Here is a 20,910-nt window from a genome sequence, read left to right as displayed (position 1 = left end):
TTATCTCGCGGCCTCCATCAACGCCTGCAACATCTCGTCTATGGTCGACATCAGCTTTGCAGCAGCCTTGTAGGACTGCTCGATATCAAGCAGCAACGACAGCTCCTCATCCAGGCTGACACCTGTCTCGCTCGAGTAGGCATCGAATGCGCGGCTCATCATCGCCAGCTTGTTTTCGGCAGCTGACGATGCACCGCTGCGGTTCATTTCGAGCCAGCCGACCGAATTCGCAGCAAAGGATACAAGCGAGAACGAACCGCCGATCTGCGTGCCGTCCATGAATACGATCTTCGTATCGAACGCATTATCGAGCGCCATGAGCCGGTCAGCGAAGCTGGCGGAACCATCCGTGTTCAGCACATATCCGGGGCCGTTGATGCCGCCATCTCGGATCAGGTTGGGATCGCCGGTCGGCGGAACAACCTTCGGATTTATCTTGATACGACCCGCCAGACCCGGTTCGATCGCAGTATCACCCGGCATGGGAGCTGTTGCGGGAGGCACGGGAGGCGGCGTGGGCGTCCATGTGAACATGCCCGGAAGCGTCGGCAGCGGTGGAACCGTTGCGGGATCAGGATTGGTTTCGGCGAAGGCTACGATCAGGCCGCGCGCGATTTCATCGAGCTGGCTCTGGAATATCGGCACACTCTCGTCACGCAGCTGGAGGAGCCCCTGCAGCGAACCCTTTGCACTGGTCTCAGCGCCACTACCAGCCTTGAGAGGGATGCCATCAATAAAGATCCCGTTTCCGACCGTCGCTGCGCCGTATGCGCTTGTCGGCGTGAACGTCACGGACCTGGCAATGGTCTCGAACAGCACATTGCCGTCGGATGTATAGAGAGCCAGGTCGTCGTTTTCGCGCCGTACTGCAGTGACACCGACAATCTCGGAGATTTGCTTCAGCAACGTCTCTCGTTCGTCGAGAGCATCATTGGGATTGCCGCCTACGGCGATTTCCTGCTTGACCTTGCTGTTGGCGATCTCGAACTTGGCAAGAAGACCGTTGAGGTTGTCGACGCTCTGCTTGATCTCGTTGTCGGCGCGCTTGCGGATGGCCTGCAATTCGTTCGACGCATTGTTCAGTGAATTCGCGAGATCCCGAGCCGTCGCAACGACACTGGCCCCGACCGTCACTTCGCTTGGCTTGCTCGCCCAGGTCTGCAGGCTCTCGCGGAGATTCGAGATAAGGATGGAAGGCGACGTCTCATAGTCGTTGCCTCCCATCAGGGACTTCATCTCTTGTAGGCCTGACAGCAGGATCTGCTGGCCGCTGAACTGGGCCGCGCTTTCGATGGTCTGCCTGTACAGCGCCTGGTTCTGGGAGCGTTCGATCCCGACAACCAGGGCGCCATTGCCGCCCGTCATCAGCACCGCAGAACGCCGGACGTAGTTGGCGTTCTGGGCGTTAGCGATATTCTTCGACGCCACACCCGATTGGATGCCGGTGTTGTTGAATATCTGCTGCGCGGTTGAAAGTGCGGATGAAAGTGACATGTTGACTGCCCCCAGCAGCTATTTCCCGTTACCTTTTCAGGTTGACGAGAACTTCCAAGAGTTCGGAACCGGTCTGAAAGACCTTAGAGTTGGCCGTGTAGTTGCGCTGCGCCTCGATCATGGAGGTAAGTTCTTCAGCGATATCGACGTTTGAGTCTTCGAGCGCGCCCGAAAGCACGGAGCCGTAGCTTCCGTTTGCGGGATAACCCATGACAATCACGCCAGAGTCGTTGCTCTGGGAGTAGACGTTGCCCGCCAGGGGATTGAGCTTGTCGGGGCTCTGGACGTCCGCCATTGCAAGGCGGAACTTGGGTACAAGCTCACCGCTCTCATACTTGAGCGAAACCACGCCATCCTTGCCAATCTCGTAGCCGATTACGGAGCTCGCAGCCTTGCCGTTGATATCGCCAGTCGATTCAAACGGCTTCCCGAGCTGCGTCATCCCGGAGATATCGATAGCGATGGGGTTGAGCGCCGCTCCGTTGATCGTAAGACCGGCGGTCGTGATTGATCCGCCTGCGGGCGTGAGGAGCTTGCCGTCTGCATCGAACGTAATGGCAGTCGCCGGAATCTGCGGTGTGACGACCCCGGTATCCGGGTTCGTGTAGCTCGCCGAGACGGTCCACGCGTTATCGCCAGTCTTTATGTAGGAAAAATCAAGCTTTCGGCTGTTGCCCTGACTGTCATAGGCCATCAGCGAGGTCGGCTTGGTATAACCGACTGCCTCATTCGAAGGCAGGTTCGCGGTAATGTAACCAGCCGTGGACGGCGTGGCGCTCATGCCGCCGGCCTGGAGATTGACCTCCGTCAGACCGTCGAAGCCGTTGATGACAATCGTCGGATCCGCCGCCGAGGAATATTCGTAGCCCATCAAAGTGAAGCCGGCGGAATTGACCAGGCTTCCGTCGTCCATCTGCTGGAAGGAGCCGGCGCGGGTGAGGTATTCCACACCATCGCTGCCCTGGACGATGAAGAAGCCCCGGCCATTGATCGCCAGGTCGGTCTGCGATGTCGTGTAGGAAAACGTACCCTGCGCCGAGATCGAGTAGCGGACGCTGGTGTTGACGCCACCGGAGTTATAAGATCCCTGCCCCGACGGAAGGATCAGCGAGGAGAATTGCGTCGATGCCTTCTTGTAGCCGGCAGTTGAAGCATTGGCGATGTTGTCGCCAACAGTGCCCAGGCGGTTGGCTTGGGCGTTCATTCCGGACACACCGGTTCTCATGGTACCGTAGAGGCTCATATCAAATCCTCAGTTTCGCTTTTCTGCGGGGAGACTATGTGGTGGGCCTTGTGTGAGGCTGTCTGATTTCCGCTTCATTCGGGAGGCGGAAATCACGGGACCGGTCAGTTCCAGTCGATGCAGTAGCCAAGGAAGCGCTTGGAATCGACGGGGTCGGTTCCGAGCTTCTTGCGCAGCTTCTTGCGCAGCTTACTGATGTGGCTTTCCACAACGTTTTCCTCGACTTCCTCGTCGAAGATGCCGTAGATCGCGTTGAAGATCTGCGTCTTGGAAACACGGCGGCCGCGGTTTGCGACTAGGTATTCCAGTATGCGGCGCTCGCGCCTTGGCAGCGGGAAGGTTTCCCCGGCGATCTCCGGATCGCGACCATCGGAAAATACCCGGATCTGGCCCACGTCCGTGTGGTTGGCAATTGCCTTCAAGCGCCGGCGGATTGCCGCTGCCCGGGCCAGGATCTCGCGGGGATGAACCGGCTTGCGCACGACATCATCCACACCGCTGTCAAACAGCGCCAACGTCGCATCAAGCGAAGGGTGATCGCTGACCGCGATCACCGGTGCTTGCGTGCGGTCGCGGATTGCCCGCGGCAATTCCAGCATCCGGTCACCCTGACCGATCAGAAACGCCTCGACGGCGTTGATGTCGCCGTCCGCCGCCGTCTGGACCCAATCGCTGAATTCAGCCGGATCGAAACCCGTGGAGGGAATGCCCTCACGCCCAAAAAGAGAAGTATAGCCGTCTTTCACGAGCTCTCGCTCATCAACCACTACGATCATTCGTCCGCCTCCGAATCACTTGTGGTACTTCGTTGGCGCTATGAGTACGAATCGCTGGAATCGGGCACAAGCCGCAGGAAGTTAACTAAACAAATTAATAGTTGATTAACCTTTGCGTGCCGATTTGCACTAGATCTAGTGCCTCATGCCGGCTTTGCCACTATTTTATCGGTGGATTAATTAACAGCCCATCGAGGTTGGGCTTGCATCGCTTATTTTCGCCCCAAACTCGCCGCAAGTCGGGAAACGAGTCTTAGGGTTGCAAGATGCAATTTTTGGTTGCTATCCGTCGCAGAACTGCGAAGCGTTCGCGGTCCACTTTCCATAGCCTGTCGCCACCAGATTGGTGATCACGCGGCACACATATTTCTTCTGCGCCGGATCGTTGTTCGGGCCCGCGTGGTATCGCGCGACGGCCATGGTCCAGGTTTCGTGTCGCTGATGAAGGTTGCGAAGGAACTTCGCCGCATACTCCACATTGCGCCTGGGCTCGAACATCTCGGCCGCCGAGGCGAAATTTTCACCGTGGAAGTGGTGATTGATCTGCATGCATCCGAGATCGATAAGCTTGCGGCCCTCGCGTCGTGCGGTCTCGAAGACCGACAGAGCTTCCTGCCGGGACGCCGGGTAGTACGCCTTGCCCTCGACATTCATCGCGAACGCGTAGAGGCTCCCCTTCCGTCCGGTCTCGGTCAAACCGACGGAATAGAGGATGCCCTCCGGCACCCCATACTTGGCGGCTGCCGCTTGAATTTCCCGTTCGCATGCTCCGGCCGCAGCCGATGCCTCAGAGGTAAAGTTGACCAGCGCGAGAACCGACAGGATCGGCAGCAGGCGCGTCGCTCGAACCCAGCTCATCTACGCCTCCGTTCAATTCTGTCGCAAACTGCGCGCCCGATTGTTCTTTGTTATTGGCGGCGCCGTTTCTTTCGCCATTTCCGGCCATCTGCTGGCCGGTCTGGGCGCCCTGCTGACCCTTCTGCTGGTCAGTATCCGAGCTGGAGGCGATGTTGATCGTCACCTGGTCCACGGAGAAGCCTTGCGACTTCAGCGCGTCCAGCATGCCGCTGCTGTCTTCACTGAGCTGCCGGTATGCAGCGCGTGTCTCCACGGTCAGATGAACGCGCAGTTCCTCGCCAATCAGTCGCAGTGTCGCGGTTACCGAACCCAGATTGTGCGGGTTCATCAGCAGTTTCAACGTGTTCACGACAGAGCCTGTTGCCCCGCCATTCGCAGGCTCACCAGCGAGAGCGCCTGACTGCATGGCAGACGACCACTCGGAATCACCGACCATGCTTGCCACGAGCGACGCACCGTTCGAATTGGGAGCGAGACCCAGGTAGCGCCTCGAATCGAGGACCGTGACATTCTCAGCGACGTTGGTTTTCCCCTCGGTGCTGCGGTCACTTCCGTTCGCTGCCTGATTGAGTTCGCTGTTCAGACTGCTATCCTTGCCACCGACAAACCGAAGGAGACGCTGTTGCTGCTCCGGATCGGCCTCGGCCGTCGGCATGTCAAGCATCTCCGATGCATCCGACTGGCTGAGGGCTGCTTCGACGGCGCTGGCCTCACGGCCACGTCCCTGACCGCTTTCTGCCTTGCGGCCATCCACGGTGGATGCAGCGCGCTGACTTGATGCACCTGCGGTCCAGGCCTGTTGCATCGGGTTCGCAAGCATCGTCAGAAGATCGGAGGCGCCCTGGCTTTCGCCTTCAACGGCGACGCCCTCTTCCGATGCCACATCGGGGTCCTCGACGGCCCCCTCCGCTTCGCCGGACGACATTCTGTCGGTAATGCTCTTAATCTTCATGTCGAACAGTGATGCCTGACTGGCGGCCCCTTTGTTCGCTGACAGGGCCTGATCGATCGAAACTCGTTTGGATCCGGGCGCGATGCCATCCAGACGGTTACCCGAGATCAAGAAGTTCGGGCCACGCATGCGGGCCTTGCCTCCGGTTTCACCGTCGATCTCGGAGCTTTCCGGCTCTCCGCCCGCGCCACTTTGCGCCTGCGTTCCGCTCCCGCTCGCCCCGTTTTCCTTGCCCAGTTTGGACAAGGTGCCGGAAAAATCGGAGCTGCCGTCACTTCCCTTGCCGGACCGGCCACCGTTCTTGATCGCCAGTTCCGTCGGGGTAGGATTGGAGAGAGCGTCCAGCATCATCGGCGTACACCTTCTTCTTTCAGAAGCTCGTCGATCGCGCTCAACTTCGAGCGTCCGTTTTCGACGAAGGTCTTGAATTCGGGATCAAGCTTGGCAGCACTGCTTTGGGGCATGCGTTGTCCGTCCGCAGCAGAGCCCGGCATATCAGCTGCCGGCAGGGCATCGGGTGTCGCAGCGTCTGGTGTGGCTATTGTGAGCGCGGCATCTTGCGTGAGGCTTTCCGCACCCGGCACCCGCAGCACTTCCCCGGCCACGAACTGCGCCGCACTCCGCAGTGCGCGATCTCGTGGCGAAAGTTCATCCTCTGGTATAGCAGCCAGATCCTTCATGGCCGCATCCACATTGGAGGTCGGAATGCTCGCAACCCCGCTATAGAGGCGTGCAAGATGTTCTGGTCTCTCGATGCCGGACAAGGCGGCCGCCCGTGCGGATGCAAGACGCGCAAGTTCATCCTTGCCCTCAAGAGCCGCCCGACGGGCGATGCGCAGGAACACTTCCCCGCGACGACCGACGTCCATGAACTCTACCGTGCCGTCGATATCGTGTTCCGCAACCTGCGGATGATGCTCCACGACCAGCTGAACGAAGAAGTCCACGAATTGGCTGGCGTAGGGCGAATGGACAAAGCGGCGGGCATATTTGCGCGAGTATGCCAAACCCTTGTCGACAAGATCCGCATCCACCGCGATCGCGACGGATCGGCGCAGCGCCGCCTCCTCCACAATGGTGCCTGGCGCACCCAACCTGGCGAGATCGTAGAATAGCAGAGCGCCCTTGGGATCTTTCGGCAGGGTGACGTTACCGCTCACCAGCGCCACATAGGGGCCGATGGGTTCGTCGCGGTATTCATTCGCCATATCACCCAGGCTCTTGGCGACAAGTGTTCCCTTTCCGCCCAGATATTTGCGCAGGGCATCAGCGACGCGGTTGTCGAAGTTGCCTGAAACATCCCGGCCAAAGAGGTATTCGAGGGTCGCCGGATTACCGCCACTCATGGCATAGATCAGTGCCGCATCCACGTTGCGCGGATCGTCGTAGACGGAAGCCGGCGCCGCGCGGAGGGCGTGATCTATCTTGCCCAGCATGAATCGCTGCATCTCGCCGGCGGAATGGTCGCCGAGCGCTACCGTATCCTGAACGAACTGCAGTGAGCGAAGCATGACATAGGGTGCCAGTGCCGGGTCGTCCTGCGCCAGCGCCGGGCGCGCCAGTGCCGCCCCCAGCGTCAGAGCTACAGCAAGGACAATCGGTCGAAGGCGCGGCATCGTCATCCCTCGTCCGCCTGCAACAGGATCTCGATGCGCCGGTTGGCGTCTGCGAGAGGATCTTCAGGAACCTGCAATCTGCGATCGGCGTAACCCGATACCTGCTGGACGCGCCCTTCCTCGAGGCCTCCGCGCAGAAGCATGTAGTAGGCGCTATGAGCGCGTGCCATCGAGAGCCGCCAGTTGTCGTTTTCGCCGCCCTTGAACTGCCGAGCGTCCGTATGTCCACGAACCACGACGTCACCATTGCGATCCTTGAGGATCTGCCCGATCTTCTCCATCGCCAGAACCATTTCCCGGCGCGGCACGGCGGAGCCGATATTGAACATGGGATCCGCCGCCTGGTCGGAGATCGTCACAAGGAGACCCCCCTCGACAGGGGTTACAACCAGTCCTTCGGCAAGCTTGCCGGCTACGCCCGCGATCTGCTTTTCGATCTCCTGACGGAGCTCATCGGCATCTTTCGCCTTGGCCTCATCGGTTTTCGGCTCGACTTCCGGAGAGGTGTCTGCGGCTTTGTCCGTCTCTTTGCCCGCATCCGGATCTACCTGATCCCTGACTTCGGGGCTTTCCGGCAATGTCGTATCGGCGCGCACCTGGGGCATGGCCAAAGCCACTTCCTCTTCGGCGGGCACCTCCGCATCGGGTTGTGCTTCCTCACGCCGTTCCGCGCTGGTCACCTGGACCTGTTGCGTCCAGAAATCCGGGTCGAAGGGGTCGCGATAGGCTTCACCACCATCGGCGCCGGTTGCCGGGCCTGAATCTGCGGCTCCACCTTCACCCTTTGCGCTCACATTTGCCTGCTGGCCCACTTCCTGAGCGATCTCGGCCAGGACGGAGTAGGGATTTTCAAAATAATCGGCTTCGGAAAAGTTTGCTTCGTCACCAGAAGTCGAGGTCAAGTCCTCGCCGGTCGCAGCTGCTGCTCCGACGTTATTTTCCTCGGCCTTGACCTGCGAGCGCTCGTTCTGTTCCTGTCCTTCGGCCTGGTCGACCGGCTTTTCTATCCCCTTTTGTGCCGGCGTTTCGTCCGACAGCTTGATGGGATTGAAATAGCTGGCCATGGAGGCCTTCGTTTCCTCGTTGGCCGCGTTGACGAGCCACATCACAAGGAAGAAAGCCATCATGGCGGTCATGAAGTCGGCATAGGCGATCTTCCACGCGCCGCCATGATGGCCATCGTGATCGCCGCGACGGCGCTTGACGATAATGATCTCGTTCTTGCCGTGGTGGTGGTTTTCGCCTTCACTCATGCCAGCAATTCCTTCAGTCGCGCCGACCATGCCGACATGCGAGTTACCAGGGCGGCATCACCCAGCTCGACGGACACATCAAGGTCCGGTGATTCGATATGGCGGATCATCGATCCGGCGCCGTCGCCGAGTGCGGCCGTCAATTGTTCTCGCAGGTGTTCCGGCCCGCGCACCGTTAAAACGCCGACATCCCCATCGAGGATGGCCTGCTGGATCAGTCCGGCCATGTCGCTGATAGCCTTTGCAACCAGAGCTTCCTCGAGGATTGGGAGCAGAATGCTTGCCGTCTGATTACTTACCGATTCAGCGATGAGCAGCGCCGCCTGACCCATCCTGGCGTTAAGCGAGGCTGCAAGTTCGACCTCATAATGACTGCGCAAGGCAGCCAGCTCGCTCGCCTGGGTATCAAGCAGTTGCTGACGCTCTTCCTGCCATTTCAGCTGAGCTTCTTCAGTCGCCGCCTCGTAGCCCCTGCGGTGCGCCTCCGACCGCTCGGCATCGATATCGACCGGGTCGTCGATGACGGCGTCAAGGGATGAGAGATTCCCGAAGTCAAATGCGTCATCATCCGCAGGAAGAACAGGCGGTGCGGAAATCTCACCGAAATCCTTCAGATAGCGCGCAATCGAGGCTGTCATTACTAGACCTGTTTTCCTGTCTTATCGACAAAGCCAGCGTATCGATGCCAACGAAACGTTGCCTCCGACCCTGGCCGTATTCCGCCACATTCCGAGGAGTGGCGATCGACACTCCCCGTACGCTAGGTTTTCAAGCTTGCGTGAAGATTAAGGTCGGGCGGCCGAAGCAGGAATCGGCCGCCATCCGACGACTTCGCCTCACCCCTTGTTACTGCCTGAACAGGGTAAGGATGTTTTCGGCGTTGGTGTTGGCAATGGACAGCGACTGAATACCCAGTTGCTGCTGCGTCTGGAGCGCCTTCAACCGGGTCGACTCCTCGTTCATGTCGGCATCCACGAGGCGGCCGATACCCTTGTCAATCACGTCGATGAGGGATGCCACGAAGTCTTCCTGCAGATCGATACGGCTCTGGATCGAGCCGAGACTCGATGCAGCGCTCGTCATCGCCTCCAACTGGTCGTTGGCGAACTGTGTCATGACGTCGAGGGCATCTATTGGATCATGCGGGGCCCCCGCCGGAACAGCTATATCCAGCTCCGCGACGATGGCCGCCAGATCTGTGATGTCCAGCGTCGAAACCGAGAAGCCAAGCGACGTTCCGGGAGGTGCCCCAGCCGTCGCTTCCTTGTCGAGAATGCCAAGCTTGGCTCCGCTGAGATCGAACAATACTGTTGATTCATCGAGAGCGTAGTCAACGGTCGTTACCGACACGCTGCCGTTGGCGTCGCGAACGAAGGAAGCAACGACCTGCTTCACCACGGCAACTGCTGTCGCGGGCGTGCCGCCGGTGCTGATCCTTTCCTGTAACCAATTTTCGCCCGAAAAGCTTGCTGATTCGGAAATACTCCGAAGCTGCTCTTGAAGCTGGCTGATCTCTTCCTGGATCTTCGTTCGATCAACACCTACACCATAGGCGGCGACAATCTTGTTCTTTATCTCCTGGACCGTCGCGACGGCACTTTCCATCGCTTCGTAGGCGGTATCCACCTTGGCGGCACCGAGGCCGAGCGCGTCTTGTACCGTCTCAAGTGTCCCGCTGTCGGAACGCATGGTTGTCGCGATAGACCAATACGCGGCATTGTCCTCAGCCGTTTCGACGCGGAGTCCCGATGAGACCCGCGCCTGGGAGGTCTCCATGTCACGATCTATGGATCGGAGCGTCTGAAGCGCGGCCATTGCCGCGGTGTTTGTAAGAATACTGGTCATGGTTGCCCCCTGCCATAGCTCTGATGTCTCTCTCAAGGAGAGTGACGACGTGAGGGCTTCATGCTTGGCCGCCTTGTCATTCCCATCATGGGAGGCGGTCTGCCGTTGTTAACAAATCGTTAACGAAGGCAGTTAACAGGCTTGCCCGGTTGCTGACAAGACCGGAGCATCTCGGGCAAGAACGTGCGGCAGGTTTCGCGCAAGCCACGGCAAAACGGGAAAGACCGCGCCTCGTGAACGAGGCGCGGTCTTTCCATCCATGCAACTATCTGTCAGTTGGACGGGACGAAATCGCCCCAGCCAGAGGCGCCGCCTACTGACGGAATAGTTGCAGGATGTTTTCGGAGTTGGAGTTGGCAATCGACAGCGACTGGATGCCGAGCTGCTGCTGGGTCTGCAGGGCCTTCAGACGCGTGGATTCTTCGTTCATGTCCGCATCGACGAGGCGGCCGATACCTGCATCGATCGAGTCCGTCAGCTTGGAGACGAAATCCTCTTGAAGGCCGACGCGCATCGATATGGAACCAAGTGCTGCGGCAGCGCTGGTCATCGCCTGAAGGCCGTATTCCACGAGCGTCAGTGCTTCGGCCATGCCGACAGCGGCGTCGCCAAAGGCCGTGATATCGAGCGTTGCAATCGACATGGCATCAACTTCGGTGGCCGGCGTTCCGGTCGTGCCGTCATTGCCCCAGTCGATCACGGCGTCGAAGGTCCCCGCGACCGAGCCAAGAATGCCCGTCGCCGGGTCGATTACGCCGGTTGTGGCTGCGCCGCCGAACAGCAGCGTCATCGAGCCTACAGTGGAGGCATCGAGTGTATATTGTGTGGTCGTTACCTTGACAGTTCCGCTGGAGTCGCGAACGAAACCGGAAACAACCGTGGCATCGAGCGGGGCGGTGCCGGTGTCGATACCGCCGCCAATCCAGTTCTCACCGCTGAAGGAAGCGGCCTCCGCGATCGAGGTAAGCTGTAGCTGTAATTGTTTAATCTCTTCCTGAATCTTAGCCTTGTCCACACCCTGTTCGGTGGCGGCAACGACCTTGGCCTTGATTTCCTTGACGACATCGATGGCGCTTTCCATCGCGGCGTAGGCCGTATCGACCTTTGCGGCGCCCAGACCCAAGGCGTCCTGTACCGCGGAAAGTGCCATGTTGTCGGATCGCATGGTGGTCGCAATGGACCAATAGGCAGCGTTGTCGGCTGCTGATCCTACGCGGAGACCCGAGGAGACACGTCCTTGCGTTTCTTCCATGCTCGAATCGATCGCGCGCAACGTCTGAAGTGCAGCCATCGCTGCTGTGTTCGTAAGAATACTCGTCATGGTGGTGCCCCTCGCTTGGCTGAGAAAAAGGGACATTCCGGATTTCGCCGGTAAAAATGGAGCGGCCTGATGCCTGTTAACCTCTTCTTCGTCTTGGTTAACCCATCCTTTCGATGACCCTGTCTACGGGTGAAATGGTTAACAGAGATTAAACGTCCGTTTACCAAACTTGCCAAAGAATGAATTATTGTGGCCAAGGCACAAAAAAACCGCGCCGAAGCGCGGTTTCATTTTTCGGGAAATTTCTGTTCCGATTAGCGGAAGAGCGACAGGATACTTTCCGAGTTGCTGTTGGCGATCGACAGCGCCTGGATACCGAGTTGCTGCTGCGTCTGCAGGGCCTTGAGGCGGGTCGATTCTTCGTTCATGTCGGCGTCGACAAGGCGACCGACGCCGGAGTCGATGGCGTCGGAGAGCTTGTTGGCAAATCCTTCCTGCAGTTCGATGCGCATAGAGATCGAGCCGAGCTGCGAGGCAGCCTTGGTCATCGCCTGTTGGGCCGCTTCGACAAGGTTCAGCGCTTCCGCCATTTCGGCGTCGGTAAAGTCCGTGATGTCGAGGTTAACAACCGTGTCACCAATGGTGTACACATTGGCGGAGGGGTCAATATCGCCGCCTGCAGAACCAAGGATGCCGCCTGCGCTCGAGGCGGGGGTAGCCGAATCAACCGTCGTGAACAGGACGTTCTGGGAATCTACCGTCGCGTTATCCAGCGTATAGGTCGTCGTGTTGGTCAGGACCGTTCCGTTCGAGTTTCGGATGAAGCCGGACACGATCGTCTTGTCAGCGACATTGTCCGGCACAGGCGCAGCCGGATTGAAGACCAACCAGTTCTGGCCGTTGAAGGAAGCGCCGGAGGCGATCGAAACAAGCTGCTCCTGCAACTGCTTTATTTCTTCCTGGACCTTGGCCTTGTCAACGCCCTGTTCGGTAGCGGCAACAACCTTGGCCTTGATTTCCTTGACGACGTCGATTGCGCTTTCCATACCAGCATAGGCGGTATCGATCTTGGCGGCGCCGAGGCCGAGAGCGTCCTGAACGGCGGAGATTGCCATGTTGTCCGAACGCATCGTGGTGGCGATCGACCAGTATGCGGCGTTGTCGGCGGCTTCGCCGACGCGCAGGCCGGAGGAGACGCGGCCCTGCGTGCTTTCCATGCTGGAACCGATCGAGCGCAGCGTCTGGAGTGCGGACATTGCTGCAGTGTTGGTAAGAATGCTTGTCATAGATTTGTGCCCCTTGAATGGCTGATTAGAAAAGGGACATTCCGGATTATCACCGGGAACAACGGTCAGCTTCATGCCTGCTAACCCGTTAATAATTAAGGTTAACTCGCTGTTTCGATGAGCCTAGATAACGGTGCTTTGGTTAATGAAGCCCTAAGCAGCGGAGGAAATCTGCACAGCCTGTGATTTTATTTTTCCACCCTTGCGCGTGCGCGCGCGTAGCACCGGACGCTTAAAAAAGGGTGAAGCAGGTAGACGCTGCCTCCGCCCCCTCATCCACCGGCTGCAAACCTCTAAAAGCCAACGCGAGGAAAGAAAGGTGAGGAACGTTTGCCAGAAACAGAAAAAGCCGCACCCGTTTCCGGATGCGGCCTTCTGCAAGCTCTGCGGGTCGGTCAGCCTCCGACCCGTGAAAACTCGTATTAACGGAACAGCGACAGGATGTTCTGCGACGAGGAGTTGGCGATCGAGAGAGCCTGGATGCCGAGCTGCTGCTGCGTCTGCAGAGCCTTGAGCCGGGTGGACTCTTCGTTCATGTCTGCGTCGACGAGACGGCCGATGCCGCGATCCAGAGCATCGGTCAGCTTGACAGCAAAGTCTTCCTGTAGCTCGATGCGCTTGGACAGCGAGCCGAGCGTGGATGCAGCTGTCGTCATGCCCTGCAGAGCAGTTTCAACCTCATTAAGGCGCGCTGCGAGAGCAGCTGTATCCGCACCGTCGACGGTGAACGCTGCGCCATTGAGGGTCCCGAGGAGCCCACCTGTACCAGCTGCATCAGCAAACAAGGCATTGGTTGCTGCGTCATAGGTGGTCGATTTGACTTCAACCGTGGCTCCGGTCCGGACAAAGCCACTGATTACGGACTCAGTTGCTGTACCGCCGACCAACCAGTTCTCGCCGTTAAACGAAGCACCGTTGGCAACCGAAACGAGCTGTTCCTTCAGCTGCTGGATCTCGGTCTGGACCTTGGTCTGGTCGACACCCTGTTCGGTAGCGGCAACGACCTTCGCCTTGATTTCCTTCACGATCTCGATAGCCGATTCCATACCTGCATAGGCGACGTCAACCTTAGCTGCGCCCATTCCAAGAGCGTCCTGCACGGCAGAAATAGCAGCGTTATCAGAACGCATCGTGGTGGCGATCGACCAGTATGCTGCATTGTCGGCAGCGGAACCGACGCGGAGACCGGACGAAATGCGGTCCTGGGTCGTGCCCATGTCGTTGTTGATGCTACGCAGCGTCTGGAGAGCGGACATTGCGGAAACGTTGGTGAGAATGCTCGACATATCTAATTGTCCCTTTGACAAAATACTAATGGGGGACATACCGGTTCGGGTTTCCCTTCCGGTCACGACAGCCCGGCTTCATGCCACTCGGTGCCGCATCTTTGGCAACCAACCGCGTCGTGTGAGGACGAAATTGCCAGCCAATTCTTGCTAACATCTTAAATCTGGGCAGTGCAGCCTAATGCGCTGTGAGCATGGTAAATGCGCTGTAAAACCACGTGGTTAACAGTTTATCCGAACGACCGGACCAGGCTGCCGACGAGCAGGTTCCAACCGTCGATCAGGACGAAGAACAGGATCTTGAATGGCAGCGAAATGGAGGTCGGCGGCAGCATCATCATACCCATCGCCATGGTGATGGCCGCGACGACCATATCGATGACGAGGAAGGGAAGAATGATCAGGAAGCCGATCTCGAAACCTCGGCGGATTTCGGAAAGCATGAAGGCCGGGACGAGTACGCGGTAATCGACGGCTTCCGGCGTGCCCACGCTCTGGCCGCGTTCGCGGGCCAGATCGACGAACAGGGCAAGATCCTTGTCACGCGTGTTGGCGCTCATGAACACCCGGAATGGCTCGGCAATCTTCTGGACTGCCTCGGCTTCCTCTATCTGGTTTTCCATAAGCGGCTGTACGCCCTCGTTCCACGCCCGGTCGAAGGTCGGCGCCATGACATAGAACGTCATGAACAGGGCCATCGATATCAGCACCATGTTCGACGGTGCGGATGCAAGGCCCATGCCGGAGCGGAGGATGGAGAACGCGATGACGAAGCGCGGAAAGCTGGTCACCATGATCAATATGCCGGGCGCGACCGACAGGACCGTGAGAAGGCCGAAGGTGCGAATGATCCATGCTGCCGCAGAACCATCGACAGGCAGGTTCAACAGGTCAACCGGCGACTGCTGCGCAAGGGCAATGCCCGGCGCAAGAAGCATGGCAACAATCAGGGAAATCAGCCGAATCATGCGCGCACAAGGGTTCTGAACATCGATCTTCGATAGCCATCCTATCCGGGATCGGTCAACCAGCCCGACCGATGATCCCCTGTTATCGGCGGGGTTCACGCGGACAAGCCGCTATTCGATCACCATCGTTCTGAACATGACGTTGGAGACCTTGCCCTGCGAACGCAGAGCGACACGCTCCTGGATATCGTCGCGCAGATACCTGAAGCCTCGCGGCCCCTCGATCTGCTGCAGCGAAACGGTGCGCATATAGGCCATGATGTCCTGATGGATTTCTTCGGCCAGAGGCAATTCAGGCGGTCCCTTGAATGCAAGCGCAATCTCAAGTCGGATCCAGCTGTCGGAGGGATAGGCAAGGTTCGTCGTCACCGGATCAAGAAGAACGACACCGTTCTCTTCCGTGGCGATCTTCGGAATCCCCTCCTCGGCTCCCGGCGCAGCTTCCCCGGCCGAGGCCTGCCCGCTTTCGAGCACCGGCGGCGCGATCATGCCGCCCAGCACCCAGCCACCGCCGCCGCCCAAAAGCGTCAGGACGGCTACGCCCGCGAGGAGCATCACAAGCGAGTTCTTCTTGTTTGCGCCATCCGCGCCTTGCGTGTCATCCATCGTCTTGTCCTGTTCGCAAGCGCGTTCTTAGAAGGGCGAGAAGAGATCGACCACCTGCTGGCCCACGGGCGGCTGCTGCACCTCGGTCAGACGGCCACGACCGCCGTACGAGATGCGCGCTTCCGCGATCCGCTCATACGAGATCGTGTTGTCGGCATCCACGTCCTGCGGGCGCACGATACCCGCCACGTTGAGGATGCGGATCTCGTGGTTCACCCTTACCTCCTGGGAACCACTGATCAGCAGGTTGCCGTTCTCGAGGATCCCGGTGACAACCGCCGCGACGAGCAGCTTCAGCTTCTCCGACCGCTCGGTCGAGCCCTTGCCCTGGGTATCCGTGCTGGAGCTTGAGCTCAGGTCGCCCGACATCGGGCTTGGGCTCAGGCCGAACAGGTTGTTGATGCTGGTTTCCCACGACAGGCCACCACCATTCGTGCGGCTGCGCTCGGTCTCGTTGTCGAACGAGGCGCGGTCGTTGATCTGGATGTCGATCGTGAGGATGTCACCGACATTGAGAGCGCGTGCATCCTTGAAGAGTGCCGCCTGCGAATCGGTCCACAGCGAGTAGCCGTTGGAAAGCTGGCGCGGCTGCTTCGGATAGGAAGACATCTGCGGCGTCTGCGCATACTGCAGGCCACTTCCGATCGGGCTCATCGACGGCGCATTGCCGATCTCCCTGACCGTCTGGCTCTGGCAGCCGGTGAGGAAAAGGAGGGCCATGATAGCTGGAGCGCGCTTCGTCATGTGGGTTCTTTCGAGGTGGTGGGATCGGAAGCGCTGGAGATGATCGTCGCGATCATACCCGCCTTCAGCGGGTCCATTTCGCTGAGAACGAGACCGGACTGACGTGCTGGCAGCTTCATGATGATGGCTGCCGCTATTTCCAGGTTCATCTCTTCAAGCTGGGGAGCGGCTGCGTCCGCCTTCATCGTCTTGAATATCTCGACCAGCCCTGCTTGGGCGCTGACAAGGAAGTCGTTGCGGCGGGTCAACCAGTCTTCGTATTCCGCCCTGCGGTCCTCCAGCACGGCGATACGTGAATCCACATCGGCCTGGAGCTTCTCCAGCTCCTGCTTCTGCAGGAGGTAGCGCTGGTCCCGAGCGGCATCCGCAATGTTCGTGCAGAACTGCTGGATCTCGCTGGAGGACGATGTCGTGGAAGCAACCTGCGGCTCCTGGGCGCTGACCTGCGGCACCAGCAACACTACGCCTGCAAGCAAAAGCAGCTTCCGGACCAAGCTTTTGGGGACGATAAAGGAGGAGGATCTATCGATCATTGCAGAACGAGCTCCGCTTGCAGCGCACCGGCCGATTTAATGCCCTGAAGAATTGCGATGATGCCGTCCGGCTTGACGCCGATGTTGTTGAGGCCTGCGACGAGCGTGCGCAGATCGGGACCGTCGAGGATCGCAACCGGTCCGCCCTCTTTCATCGCCATGATGTCCGTTTCGGGCTGAACCGCCGTGACACCGCGCGAGAAGGGTTCCGGCTGCACGATCTGCGGTGTCTCCGTCACCTGGACGGTGAGCGTTCCGTAGCTGACGGCAACGCGGGAGACCCTGACATCGGCGCCGATGACAATCGTCCCGGTGCGTTCATTGATAACGACCTTGGCAGGCGTGTCGGTTTGCACGACCAGGTTTTCGATTTCGGCCATCAGGCGCGTGAGGTCTGCGGCCTTCGGTTTCTGGACAACCACTTCCTGACCATCCCGCGCCTCGGCGATGGGACCACCGTAGCGGCGGCCGGCGAAAGCGTTGACCGCATCCGCCATGCGAATGGCAGTCGAGAAGTCGGGATTGCGCAACTGTAGGACCAGATTGACGGAATCCTTGAACTTGGATGGCAGCTCGCGCTCGATGATCGCGCCGTTCGGCACGCGGCCGGCCGTGGTGACACCTTCGGTCAATGTCGCCGCCTCGCCTTGCGCCGAGAAGCCGGAAACGATCACCGCCCCTTGAGCCACGGCATAAATCTGCCCATCGGCGCCCGAGAGAGACGTCATGACGAGCGTGCCGCCGCGCAGGGAGGTCGCGTCGCCGAGCGAGCTGACATTGACGTCAATCCGGCTACCGGGGCTGGCGAACGGCGGCAGATTCGCCGTGACCATGACAGCAGCCGTGTTCTTGGCGTTCGACTGACCACCCTGGGTGGAGATGCCGAGATTCTGCAGCATCGCTCGCATGGATTGTTCGGTGAACGGCGAGCTGCGCAGGCTGTCGCCGCTTCCTTGCAGGCCGACAACGAGACCATAGCCGATCAGCTGGTTGTCTCGACCCGCTTGCAGGGAGGCAACGTCCTTGATCCGCGCAGCATCGGCCATTGCCGGCGCTACGCCGTGACCGAGAACAGTGGCTGCTGAAAAAATCAGAGCCACGATAAAACGCACACTTCTCATCGTGCCATCACCTGTACAGTTCCATTGGCCATGACCGTGCCACTGACGATGATGCCCGAGTCCGTGTTTCGAACCCGAATGACATCGCCTATCGAAGCATCCTGAAGAGGCGTGCCACCCGCCGAGATCATCATACTGCCGATGGCGAAAGAGAGCCGGACGGCAGATCCCCGCCGCACCGCGTAGGGTGCGCGCAAGGCGGAAAGAAGAATGGTGCGACCCGGCAGCAGCGTGCGGTTACTCACCAGCCCGGTCACCTCATCGGCGGTACGGGCATATTCACCGACAAGCTTGGGGTTGGTCACCTCAACCTGCTCGATGGCCCCCGGCGAGATTTCCTCGCCGGGATAGATGATCTGCCTTGGCACGACGGCGGTCCCCATTTCGGCCGCGGCGGGCGCCGCAAAGCCGAAGGACAGTGCCATAACGAGTGACAGGAGCCCCCCGTTGGTGATCTTCTTTCTCCGGCGAAACATCATGTCTGCCTGCCTTCTGGTTACTTCAGGTTCTTGCTGACGATGGAGGCCATCTCATCCGCGGTGGTGATGACCTTGGAATTCATCTCATAGGCGCGCTGCGCCGAGATCAGATCGGTGATTTCTTTGACGGCATCCACGTTGGACCCTTCAAGGTAGCCTTGCTTGATGTAGCCGAAGCCCGGATCTTCCGGCACGGCGACGATAGGCTCACCCGACGCAGGCGTTTCCGAGAAGAGATTGTCGCCCAGCGGCTGCAGGCCTGCCTCGTTGACGAAATTCGCGATGGTCAGCTGGCCGATTTCCTGGAAATCGGTCGCATTGCCAACACGAACGCTCACCTGGCCGGTCCGGCTGATGACCGTTTCACTGACATCGGGCGGGAACACGACGCCTGGAACGACCGTGTAGCCGTCGATCGTCACCAGCTGGCCTTCAGCGTTGGTGTTGAACGCGCCGGCGCGGGTGTACATCGTCGTGCCGTCCGGTGCCTCGATCTGAAACCAGCCGCGGCCGACCAGCGAAAGGTCGAGGCCGTTTTCGGTGTGCGTCAGCTGGCCCTGCGTATGAATATTGCGGACTGCCGCCGTCTGCACGCCAAGACCGATGTTGGCGCCTTCCGGCACGATCGCCTGGTTCGCACGGTTAGGCACGCCCTGGGCTCGTTCAGTCTGGTAGAGAAGATCAGAGAATTCGGCACGCGCGCGCTTGTAGCCCGTCGTGTTGATGTTGGCGATGTTGTTGGCGATGACCTCAAGATTGGTCTGCTGGGCATCCATGCCCGTCGCTGCGATAGCTAGCGCTCTCATATCTGGGTCTCCACTCGGTTAGATCGACATCTTGCTGATTTCGAGATAGGCATTCACGACCTTGTCGCGGAGCGCGATTGCGGTGTTCAGCGACTGCTGGGCCTGCAGAACGGCATCAACCACTTCTCGCGTGTCGGCCTTGCCCTGAATGCCCTCGAAGGACTTCATTTCGGCGGCCTTCAGGCTGTTCATGGTGTCGGTCGTCATGTTGCCGAGCACACTTGCGAAACTGACGCCGGCGGTCTCACCGGAGGGCATCGCGCCACGCATCGTCGACGAGGACTCGGTGATGTCGGCAAGGCTCCGAGTAGACGACAGGGAACCAACTCTGGTGATGTTCTCGATCATTGTGCACTCTTCAGAAGGTCGATCGTCGCGGCAACGAGCTCGCGCGTCTGTTTGATAGTCTGCAGGTTTGCATCGTAGGTACGGTTAGCTTCCCGCATGTCTGCCATTTCGATCAGCAGATTGACGTTCGGGATCTTCACCATGCCGCGGTCGTCTGCGGCCGGGTGGTTTGGGTCGTACTCTTCGACGAAACTCGAAGCGTCCGTGCCAAGCTTCTTGACGCTCACAAGTTCGACGTCAGCGGCGCGGTCAAGCTCGGAACCGAAGGTAATGGTCTTGCGCCGATATGGATCGGCGCCAGGCGTATCACCTGTCGAACGCGCGTTGGCGATGTTTTCGGAAACGATGCGCAGGCGTGTGGCCTGGGCCTCGAGCCCGGAGCCTGCAATCTTGGAGGCAGCTGAAAGCGGATCCATTTGCTTCTTACCTTCTTACTGTCATCAGCATCATGCTGTGAAAGGACTTCACCAGACCGGCACTCAGTTCGTACTGGCGCTTGATCTCTCCGGTCTTGGAAAGCTCGTCCGCCAGAGCCACGGTATTGCCGGACTCCTGAATGCCGATTTCGTTGTCCAGATCGTTCTCGTTGACCCCGATAGTCTGGCTGTACTGGCTTTCCGCCAGATGGCCAGGATGGGTCCGCGTCATACTCGCCTGCGTCTCGTTCAGCACCGAATGGAACGGCGTGATGTCCTTGGCGCGAAACTCAGGCGTGTTGGCGTTGGCGATATTGGTCGCCACGACTTCCTGGCGGACCGAAAGCCATTCAGCCTGCCGGGATGCGAGCGCGAATAGTTGAATCGGTTGCATGAGCTTCTCCATCGTTCATATTGGAGACTACCCAGGTAATCTTGCGTGGGACTTACGGACGGGCCGAAGCTCCGTCCTGATATATTTGGCCGGCCGAGGTCACGATGACCCACTTGCCGTCACGCTGTTCGATGGTCGCGAGCTTGCTGTTGTCGGGAAGGATCGAACCCACCCTGACCATGTACATTCCCGAGCCATCCTCGATCAGGGCACGTCCGTTGGCGACGTGCAGCAACCGGAAGCTCTCCTTGCCGGGGAAGGCCTGGAGCTCCCGCGGCTTGCCATTGCGTTTTTCCTCACCAAGAGACGAGACGGTTGCAGTGGTCATGAGGTCTGTCGGTTCGAGAGGAAGTGGAGTTTCCTCATCCTTCGAGTTGTCGACCATCGCCAGCGGGGAAACGCTCATGACGTCGCGCGGCGGCCGCGGCGGCAGGTCGCGCGTATGGTCGAAGCTCTCCGGGCGAATGCCGAACTTGTCTTCGTTGAAGAAGACGTACCAGGGGAAACAGGCGGCTGCGCCTGCGAGGAGGAGGCCCACTGCGGTCAATACCCGATCGCCGGGCAGTGACTTGACCTGCTCGGTTTTCTGAAGCTCCGCCGGGTGCGTGAGATCCGCTTCGGTCAT

The 20,910-nt window shown here is 59.3% G+C and carries 23 protein-coding genes; all 23 read right to left on the bottom strand.

What is annotated here, in order from left to right; translation table 11 throughout:
- The 23 genes from flgK to LH464_RS09180 all read right to left on the bottom strand — a co-directional run bounded on the left by flgK (nucleotide 1) and on the right by LH464_RS09180 (nucleotide 20,910).
- Nucleotides 1–1,494 (bottom strand): flagellar hook-associated protein FlgK, encoded by a 1,494-nt coding sequence (flgK, locus tag LH464_RS09290; RefSeq protein ID WP_226786089.1) that lies wholly within the window; start codon nucleotides 1,492–1,494, stop codon nucleotides 1–3.
- A gap of 28 nt (nucleotides 1,495–1,522) precedes the next feature.
- Nucleotides 1,523–2,737 carry a flagellar hook protein FlgE gene (locus LH464_RS09285; RefSeq protein ID WP_226786088.1) on the bottom strand — a complete coding sequence of 405 codons (1,215 nt, stop codon included), beginning with the start codon at nucleotides 2,735–2,737 and terminating at the stop codon, nucleotides 1,523–1,525.
- A 104-nt stretch (nucleotides 2,738–2,841) separates the two neighbouring features.
- Nucleotides 2,842–3,513, bottom strand: coding sequence for a response regulator transcription factor (locus LH464_RS09280; protein ID WP_226786087.1), 672 nt, complete (start codon nucleotides 3,511–3,513; stop codon nucleotides 2,842–2,844).
- Nucleotides 3,514–3,795: 282 nt separating this feature from the next.
- Nucleotides 3,796–4,371, bottom strand: coding sequence for a transglycosylase SLT domain-containing protein (locus LH464_RS09275; protein ID WP_226786086.1), 576 nt, complete (start codon nucleotides 4,369–4,371; stop codon nucleotides 3,796–3,798).
- Nucleotides 4,301–5,674, bottom strand: a complete 1,374-nt coding sequence (gene fliK, locus LH464_RS09270; protein ID WP_226786085.1) for a flagellar hook-length control protein FliK — start codon at nucleotides 5,672–5,674, stop codon at nucleotides 4,301–4,303. Before fliK ends, LH464_RS09275 begins: the two co-directional genes overlap by 71 nt.
- Nucleotides 5,671–6,945 carry a chemotaxis protein MotC gene (gene motC, locus LH464_RS09265; RefSeq protein WP_449301439.1) on the bottom strand — a complete coding sequence of 425 codons (1,275 nt, stop codon included), beginning with the start codon at nucleotides 6,943–6,945 and terminating at the stop codon, nucleotides 5,671–5,673. The genes fliK and motC overlap by 4 nt, the downstream gene beginning before the upstream one ends.
- Nucleotides 6,942–8,192, bottom strand: a complete 1,251-nt coding sequence (locus LH464_RS09260; RefSeq protein WP_226786084.1) for a MotB family protein — start codon at nucleotides 8,190–8,192, stop codon at nucleotides 6,942–6,944. The genes motC and LH464_RS09260 overlap by 4 nt, the downstream gene beginning before the upstream one ends.
- Nucleotides 8,189–8,830: a hypothetical protein gene (locus tag LH464_RS09255; RefSeq protein WP_226786083.1), complete on the bottom strand. Its 642-nt coding sequence runs from the start codon at nucleotides 8,828–8,830 to the stop codon at nucleotides 8,189–8,191. The genes LH464_RS09260 and LH464_RS09255 overlap by 4 nt, the downstream gene beginning before the upstream one ends.
- Before the next feature lie 208 nt (nucleotides 8,831–9,038).
- Nucleotides 9,039–10,037: a flagellin N-terminal helical domain-containing protein gene (locus LH464_RS09250; protein ID WP_226786082.1), complete on the bottom strand. Its 999-nt coding sequence runs from the start codon at nucleotides 10,035–10,037 to the stop codon at nucleotides 9,039–9,041.
- Between the two features lie 313 nt (nucleotides 10,038–10,350).
- Nucleotides 10,351–11,358, bottom strand: a complete 1,008-nt coding sequence (locus LH464_RS09245; protein ID WP_226786081.1) for a flagellin N-terminal helical domain-containing protein — start codon at nucleotides 11,356–11,358, stop codon at nucleotides 10,351–10,353.
- Nucleotides 11,359–11,612: 254 nt separating this feature from the next.
- Entirely contained in the window at nucleotides 11,613–12,584 is a 972-nt protein-coding gene (locus LH464_RS09240; protein ID WP_226786080.1) for a flagellin N-terminal helical domain-containing protein, read from the bottom strand.
- A gap of 422 nt (nucleotides 12,585–13,006) precedes the next feature.
- Nucleotides 13,007–13,870: a flagellin N-terminal helical domain-containing protein gene (locus LH464_RS09235; RefSeq protein ID WP_226786079.1), complete on the bottom strand. Its 864-nt coding sequence runs from the start codon at nucleotides 13,868–13,870 to the stop codon at nucleotides 13,007–13,009.
- Nucleotides 13,871–14,100: 230 nt separating this feature from the next.
- A complete protein-coding gene (gene fliP, locus LH464_RS09230) occupies nucleotides 14,101–14,838 on the bottom strand; it encodes a flagellar type III secretion system pore protein FliP (protein WP_226786078.1) in 738 nt (245 codons plus the stop codon).
- 111 nt (nucleotides 14,839–14,949) lie between these two features.
- On the bottom strand, nucleotides 14,950–15,444 hold the full coding sequence (locus tag LH464_RS09225) for a flagellar basal body-associated FliL family protein (RefSeq protein WP_226786077.1): 495 nt from the start codon (nucleotides 15,442–15,444) through the stop codon (nucleotides 14,950–14,952).
- A 27-nt stretch (nucleotides 15,445–15,471) separates the two neighbouring features.
- On the bottom strand, nucleotides 15,472–16,188 hold the full coding sequence (gene flgH / locus LH464_RS09220; RefSeq protein ID WP_226786076.1) for a flagellar basal body L-ring protein FlgH: 717 nt from the start codon (nucleotides 16,186–16,188) through the stop codon (nucleotides 15,472–15,474).
- A complete protein-coding gene (locus tag LH464_RS09215; RefSeq protein WP_226786075.1) occupies nucleotides 16,185–16,721 on the bottom strand; it encodes a MotE family protein in 537 nt (178 codons plus the stop codon). The genes flgH and LH464_RS09215 overlap by 4 nt, the downstream gene beginning before the upstream one ends.
- Complete coding sequence (locus tag LH464_RS09210) at nucleotides 16,718–17,842, bottom strand: flagellar basal body P-ring protein FlgI (protein ID WP_226786074.1); 1,125 nt, start codon at nucleotides 17,840–17,842, stop codon at nucleotides 16,718–16,720. The genes LH464_RS09215 and LH464_RS09210 overlap by 4 nt, the downstream gene beginning before the upstream one ends.
- Complete coding sequence (flgA, locus tag LH464_RS09205; RefSeq protein ID WP_226786073.1) at nucleotides 17,839–18,321, bottom strand: flagellar basal body P-ring formation chaperone FlgA; 483 nt, start codon at nucleotides 18,319–18,321, stop codon at nucleotides 17,839–17,841. Before flgA ends, LH464_RS09210 begins: the two co-directional genes overlap by 4 nt.
- Before the next feature lie 17 nt (nucleotides 18,322–18,338).
- Nucleotides 18,339–19,127, bottom strand: a complete 789-nt coding sequence (gene flgG / locus LH464_RS09200) for a flagellar basal-body rod protein FlgG (RefSeq protein WP_226786072.1) — start codon at nucleotides 19,125–19,127, stop codon at nucleotides 18,339–18,341.
- 18 nt (nucleotides 19,128–19,145) lie between these two features.
- Nucleotides 19,146–19,475, bottom strand: a complete 330-nt coding sequence (locus LH464_RS09195) for a flagellar hook-basal body complex protein FliE (protein WP_226786071.1) — start codon at nucleotides 19,473–19,475, stop codon at nucleotides 19,146–19,148.
- On the bottom strand, nucleotides 19,472–19,891 hold the full coding sequence (flgC, locus tag LH464_RS09190; protein WP_226786070.1) for a flagellar basal body rod protein FlgC: 420 nt from the start codon (nucleotides 19,889–19,891) through the stop codon (nucleotides 19,472–19,474). Before flgC ends, LH464_RS09195 begins: the two co-directional genes overlap by 4 nt.
- A 7-nt stretch (nucleotides 19,892–19,898) precedes the next feature.
- Nucleotides 19,899–20,285: a flagellar basal body rod protein FlgB gene (flgB, locus tag LH464_RS09185; RefSeq protein ID WP_226786069.1), complete on the bottom strand. Its 387-nt coding sequence runs from the start codon at nucleotides 20,283–20,285 to the stop codon at nucleotides 19,899–19,901.
- Between the two features lie 52 nt (nucleotides 20,286–20,337).
- Entirely contained in the window at nucleotides 20,338–20,910 is a 573-nt protein-coding gene (locus LH464_RS09180) for a flagellar protein (protein ID WP_226786068.1), read from the bottom strand.

Source organism: Pseudorhizobium xiangyangii, from assembly GCF_020531965.1.
Taxonomy (GTDB): Bacteria; Pseudomonadota; Alphaproteobacteria; order Rhizobiales; family Rhizobiaceae; genus Neorhizobium; species Neorhizobium xiangyangii.
The sequence above is the reverse complement of the archived record's forward strand: the minus strand, read 5'-3'. Positions and strand labels throughout refer to the sequence as shown.

Bases quoted from the DNA above. Each gene is read 5' to 3' on its own strand.
- LH464_RS09245 (WP_226786081.1), bottom strand. From the start codon at position 11,358: ATGACGAGTATTCTTACGAACACAGCAGCGATGGCTGCACTTCAGACG.
- LH464_RS09195 (WP_226786071.1), bottom strand. From the start codon at position 19,475: ATGATCGAGAACATCACCAGAGTTGGTTCCCTGTCGTCTACTCGGAGC.
- LH464_RS09235 (WP_226786079.1), bottom strand. From the start codon at position 13,870: ATGTCGAGCATTCTCACCAACGTTTCCGCAATGTCCGCTCTCCAGACG.
- LH464_RS09210 (WP_226786074.1), bottom strand. From the start codon at position 17,842: ATGAGAAGTGTGCGTTTTATCGTGGCTCTGATTTTTTCAGCAGCCACT.
- LH464_RS09275 (WP_226786086.1), bottom strand. From the start codon at position 4,371: ATGAGCTGGGTTCGAGCGACGCGCCTGCTGCCGATCCTGTCGGTTCTC.
- flgH (WP_226786076.1), bottom strand. From the start codon at position 16,188: ATGACGAAGCGCGCTCCAGCTATCATGGCCCTCCTTTTCCTCACCGGC.
- flgG (WP_226786072.1), bottom strand. From the start codon at position 19,127: ATGAGAGCGCTAGCTATCGCAGCGACGGGCATGGATGCCCAGCAGACC.
- flgK (WP_226786089.1), bottom strand. From the start codon at position 1,494: ATGTCACTTTCATCCGCACTTTCAACCGCGCAGCAGATATTCAACAAC.
- LH464_RS09280 (WP_226786087.1), bottom strand. From the start codon at position 3,513: ATGATCGTAGTGGTTGATGAGCGAGAGCTCGTGAAAGACGGCTATACT.
- LH464_RS09285 (WP_226786088.1), bottom strand. From the start codon at position 2,737: ATGAGCCTCTACGGTACCATGAGAACCGGTGTGTCCGGAATGAACGCC.
- motC (WP_449301439.1), bottom strand. From the start codon at position 6,945: ATGACGATGCCGCGCCTTCGACCGATTGTCCTTGCTGTAGCTCTGACG.
- LH464_RS09180 (WP_226786068.1), bottom strand. From the start codon at position 20,910: ATGACCGAAGCGGATCTCACGCACCCGGCGGAGCTTCAGAAAACCGAG.
- LH464_RS09255 (WP_226786083.1), bottom strand. From the start codon at position 8,830: ATGACAGCCTCGATTGCGCGCTATCTGAAGGATTTCGGTGAGATTTCC.
- fliP (WP_226786078.1), bottom strand. From the start codon at position 14,838: ATGATTCGGCTGATTTCCCTGATTGTTGCCATGCTTCTTGCGCCGGGC.
- LH464_RS09225 (WP_226786077.1), bottom strand. From the start codon at position 15,444: ATGGATGACACGCAAGGCGCGGATGGCGCAAACAAGAAGAACTCGCTT.
- LH464_RS09215 (WP_226786075.1), bottom strand. From the start codon at position 16,721: ATGATCGATAGATCCTCCTCCTTTATCGTCCCCAAAAGCTTGGTCCGG.
- LH464_RS09250 (WP_226786082.1), bottom strand. From the start codon at position 10,037: ATGACCAGTATTCTTACAAACACCGCGGCAATGGCCGCGCTTCAGACG.
- fliK (WP_226786085.1), bottom strand. From the start codon at position 5,674: ATGATGCTGGACGCTCTCTCCAATCCTACCCCGACGGAACTGGCGATC.
- flgA (WP_226786073.1), bottom strand. From the start codon at position 18,321: ATGATGTTTCGCCGGAGAAAGAAGATCACCAACGGGGGGCTCCTGTCA.
- LH464_RS09260 (WP_226786084.1), bottom strand. From the start codon at position 8,192: ATGAGTGAAGGCGAAAACCACCACCACGGCAAGAACGAGATCATTATC.
- flgC (WP_226786070.1), bottom strand. From the start codon at position 19,891: ATGGATCCGCTTTCAGCTGCCTCCAAGATTGCAGGCTCCGGGCTCGAG.
- flgB (WP_226786069.1), bottom strand. From the start codon at position 20,285: ATGCAACCGATTCAACTATTCGCGCTCGCATCCCGGCAGGCTGAATGG.
- LH464_RS09240 (WP_226786080.1), bottom strand. From the start codon at position 12,584: ATGACAAGCATTCTTACCAACACTGCAGCAATGTCCGCACTCCAGACG.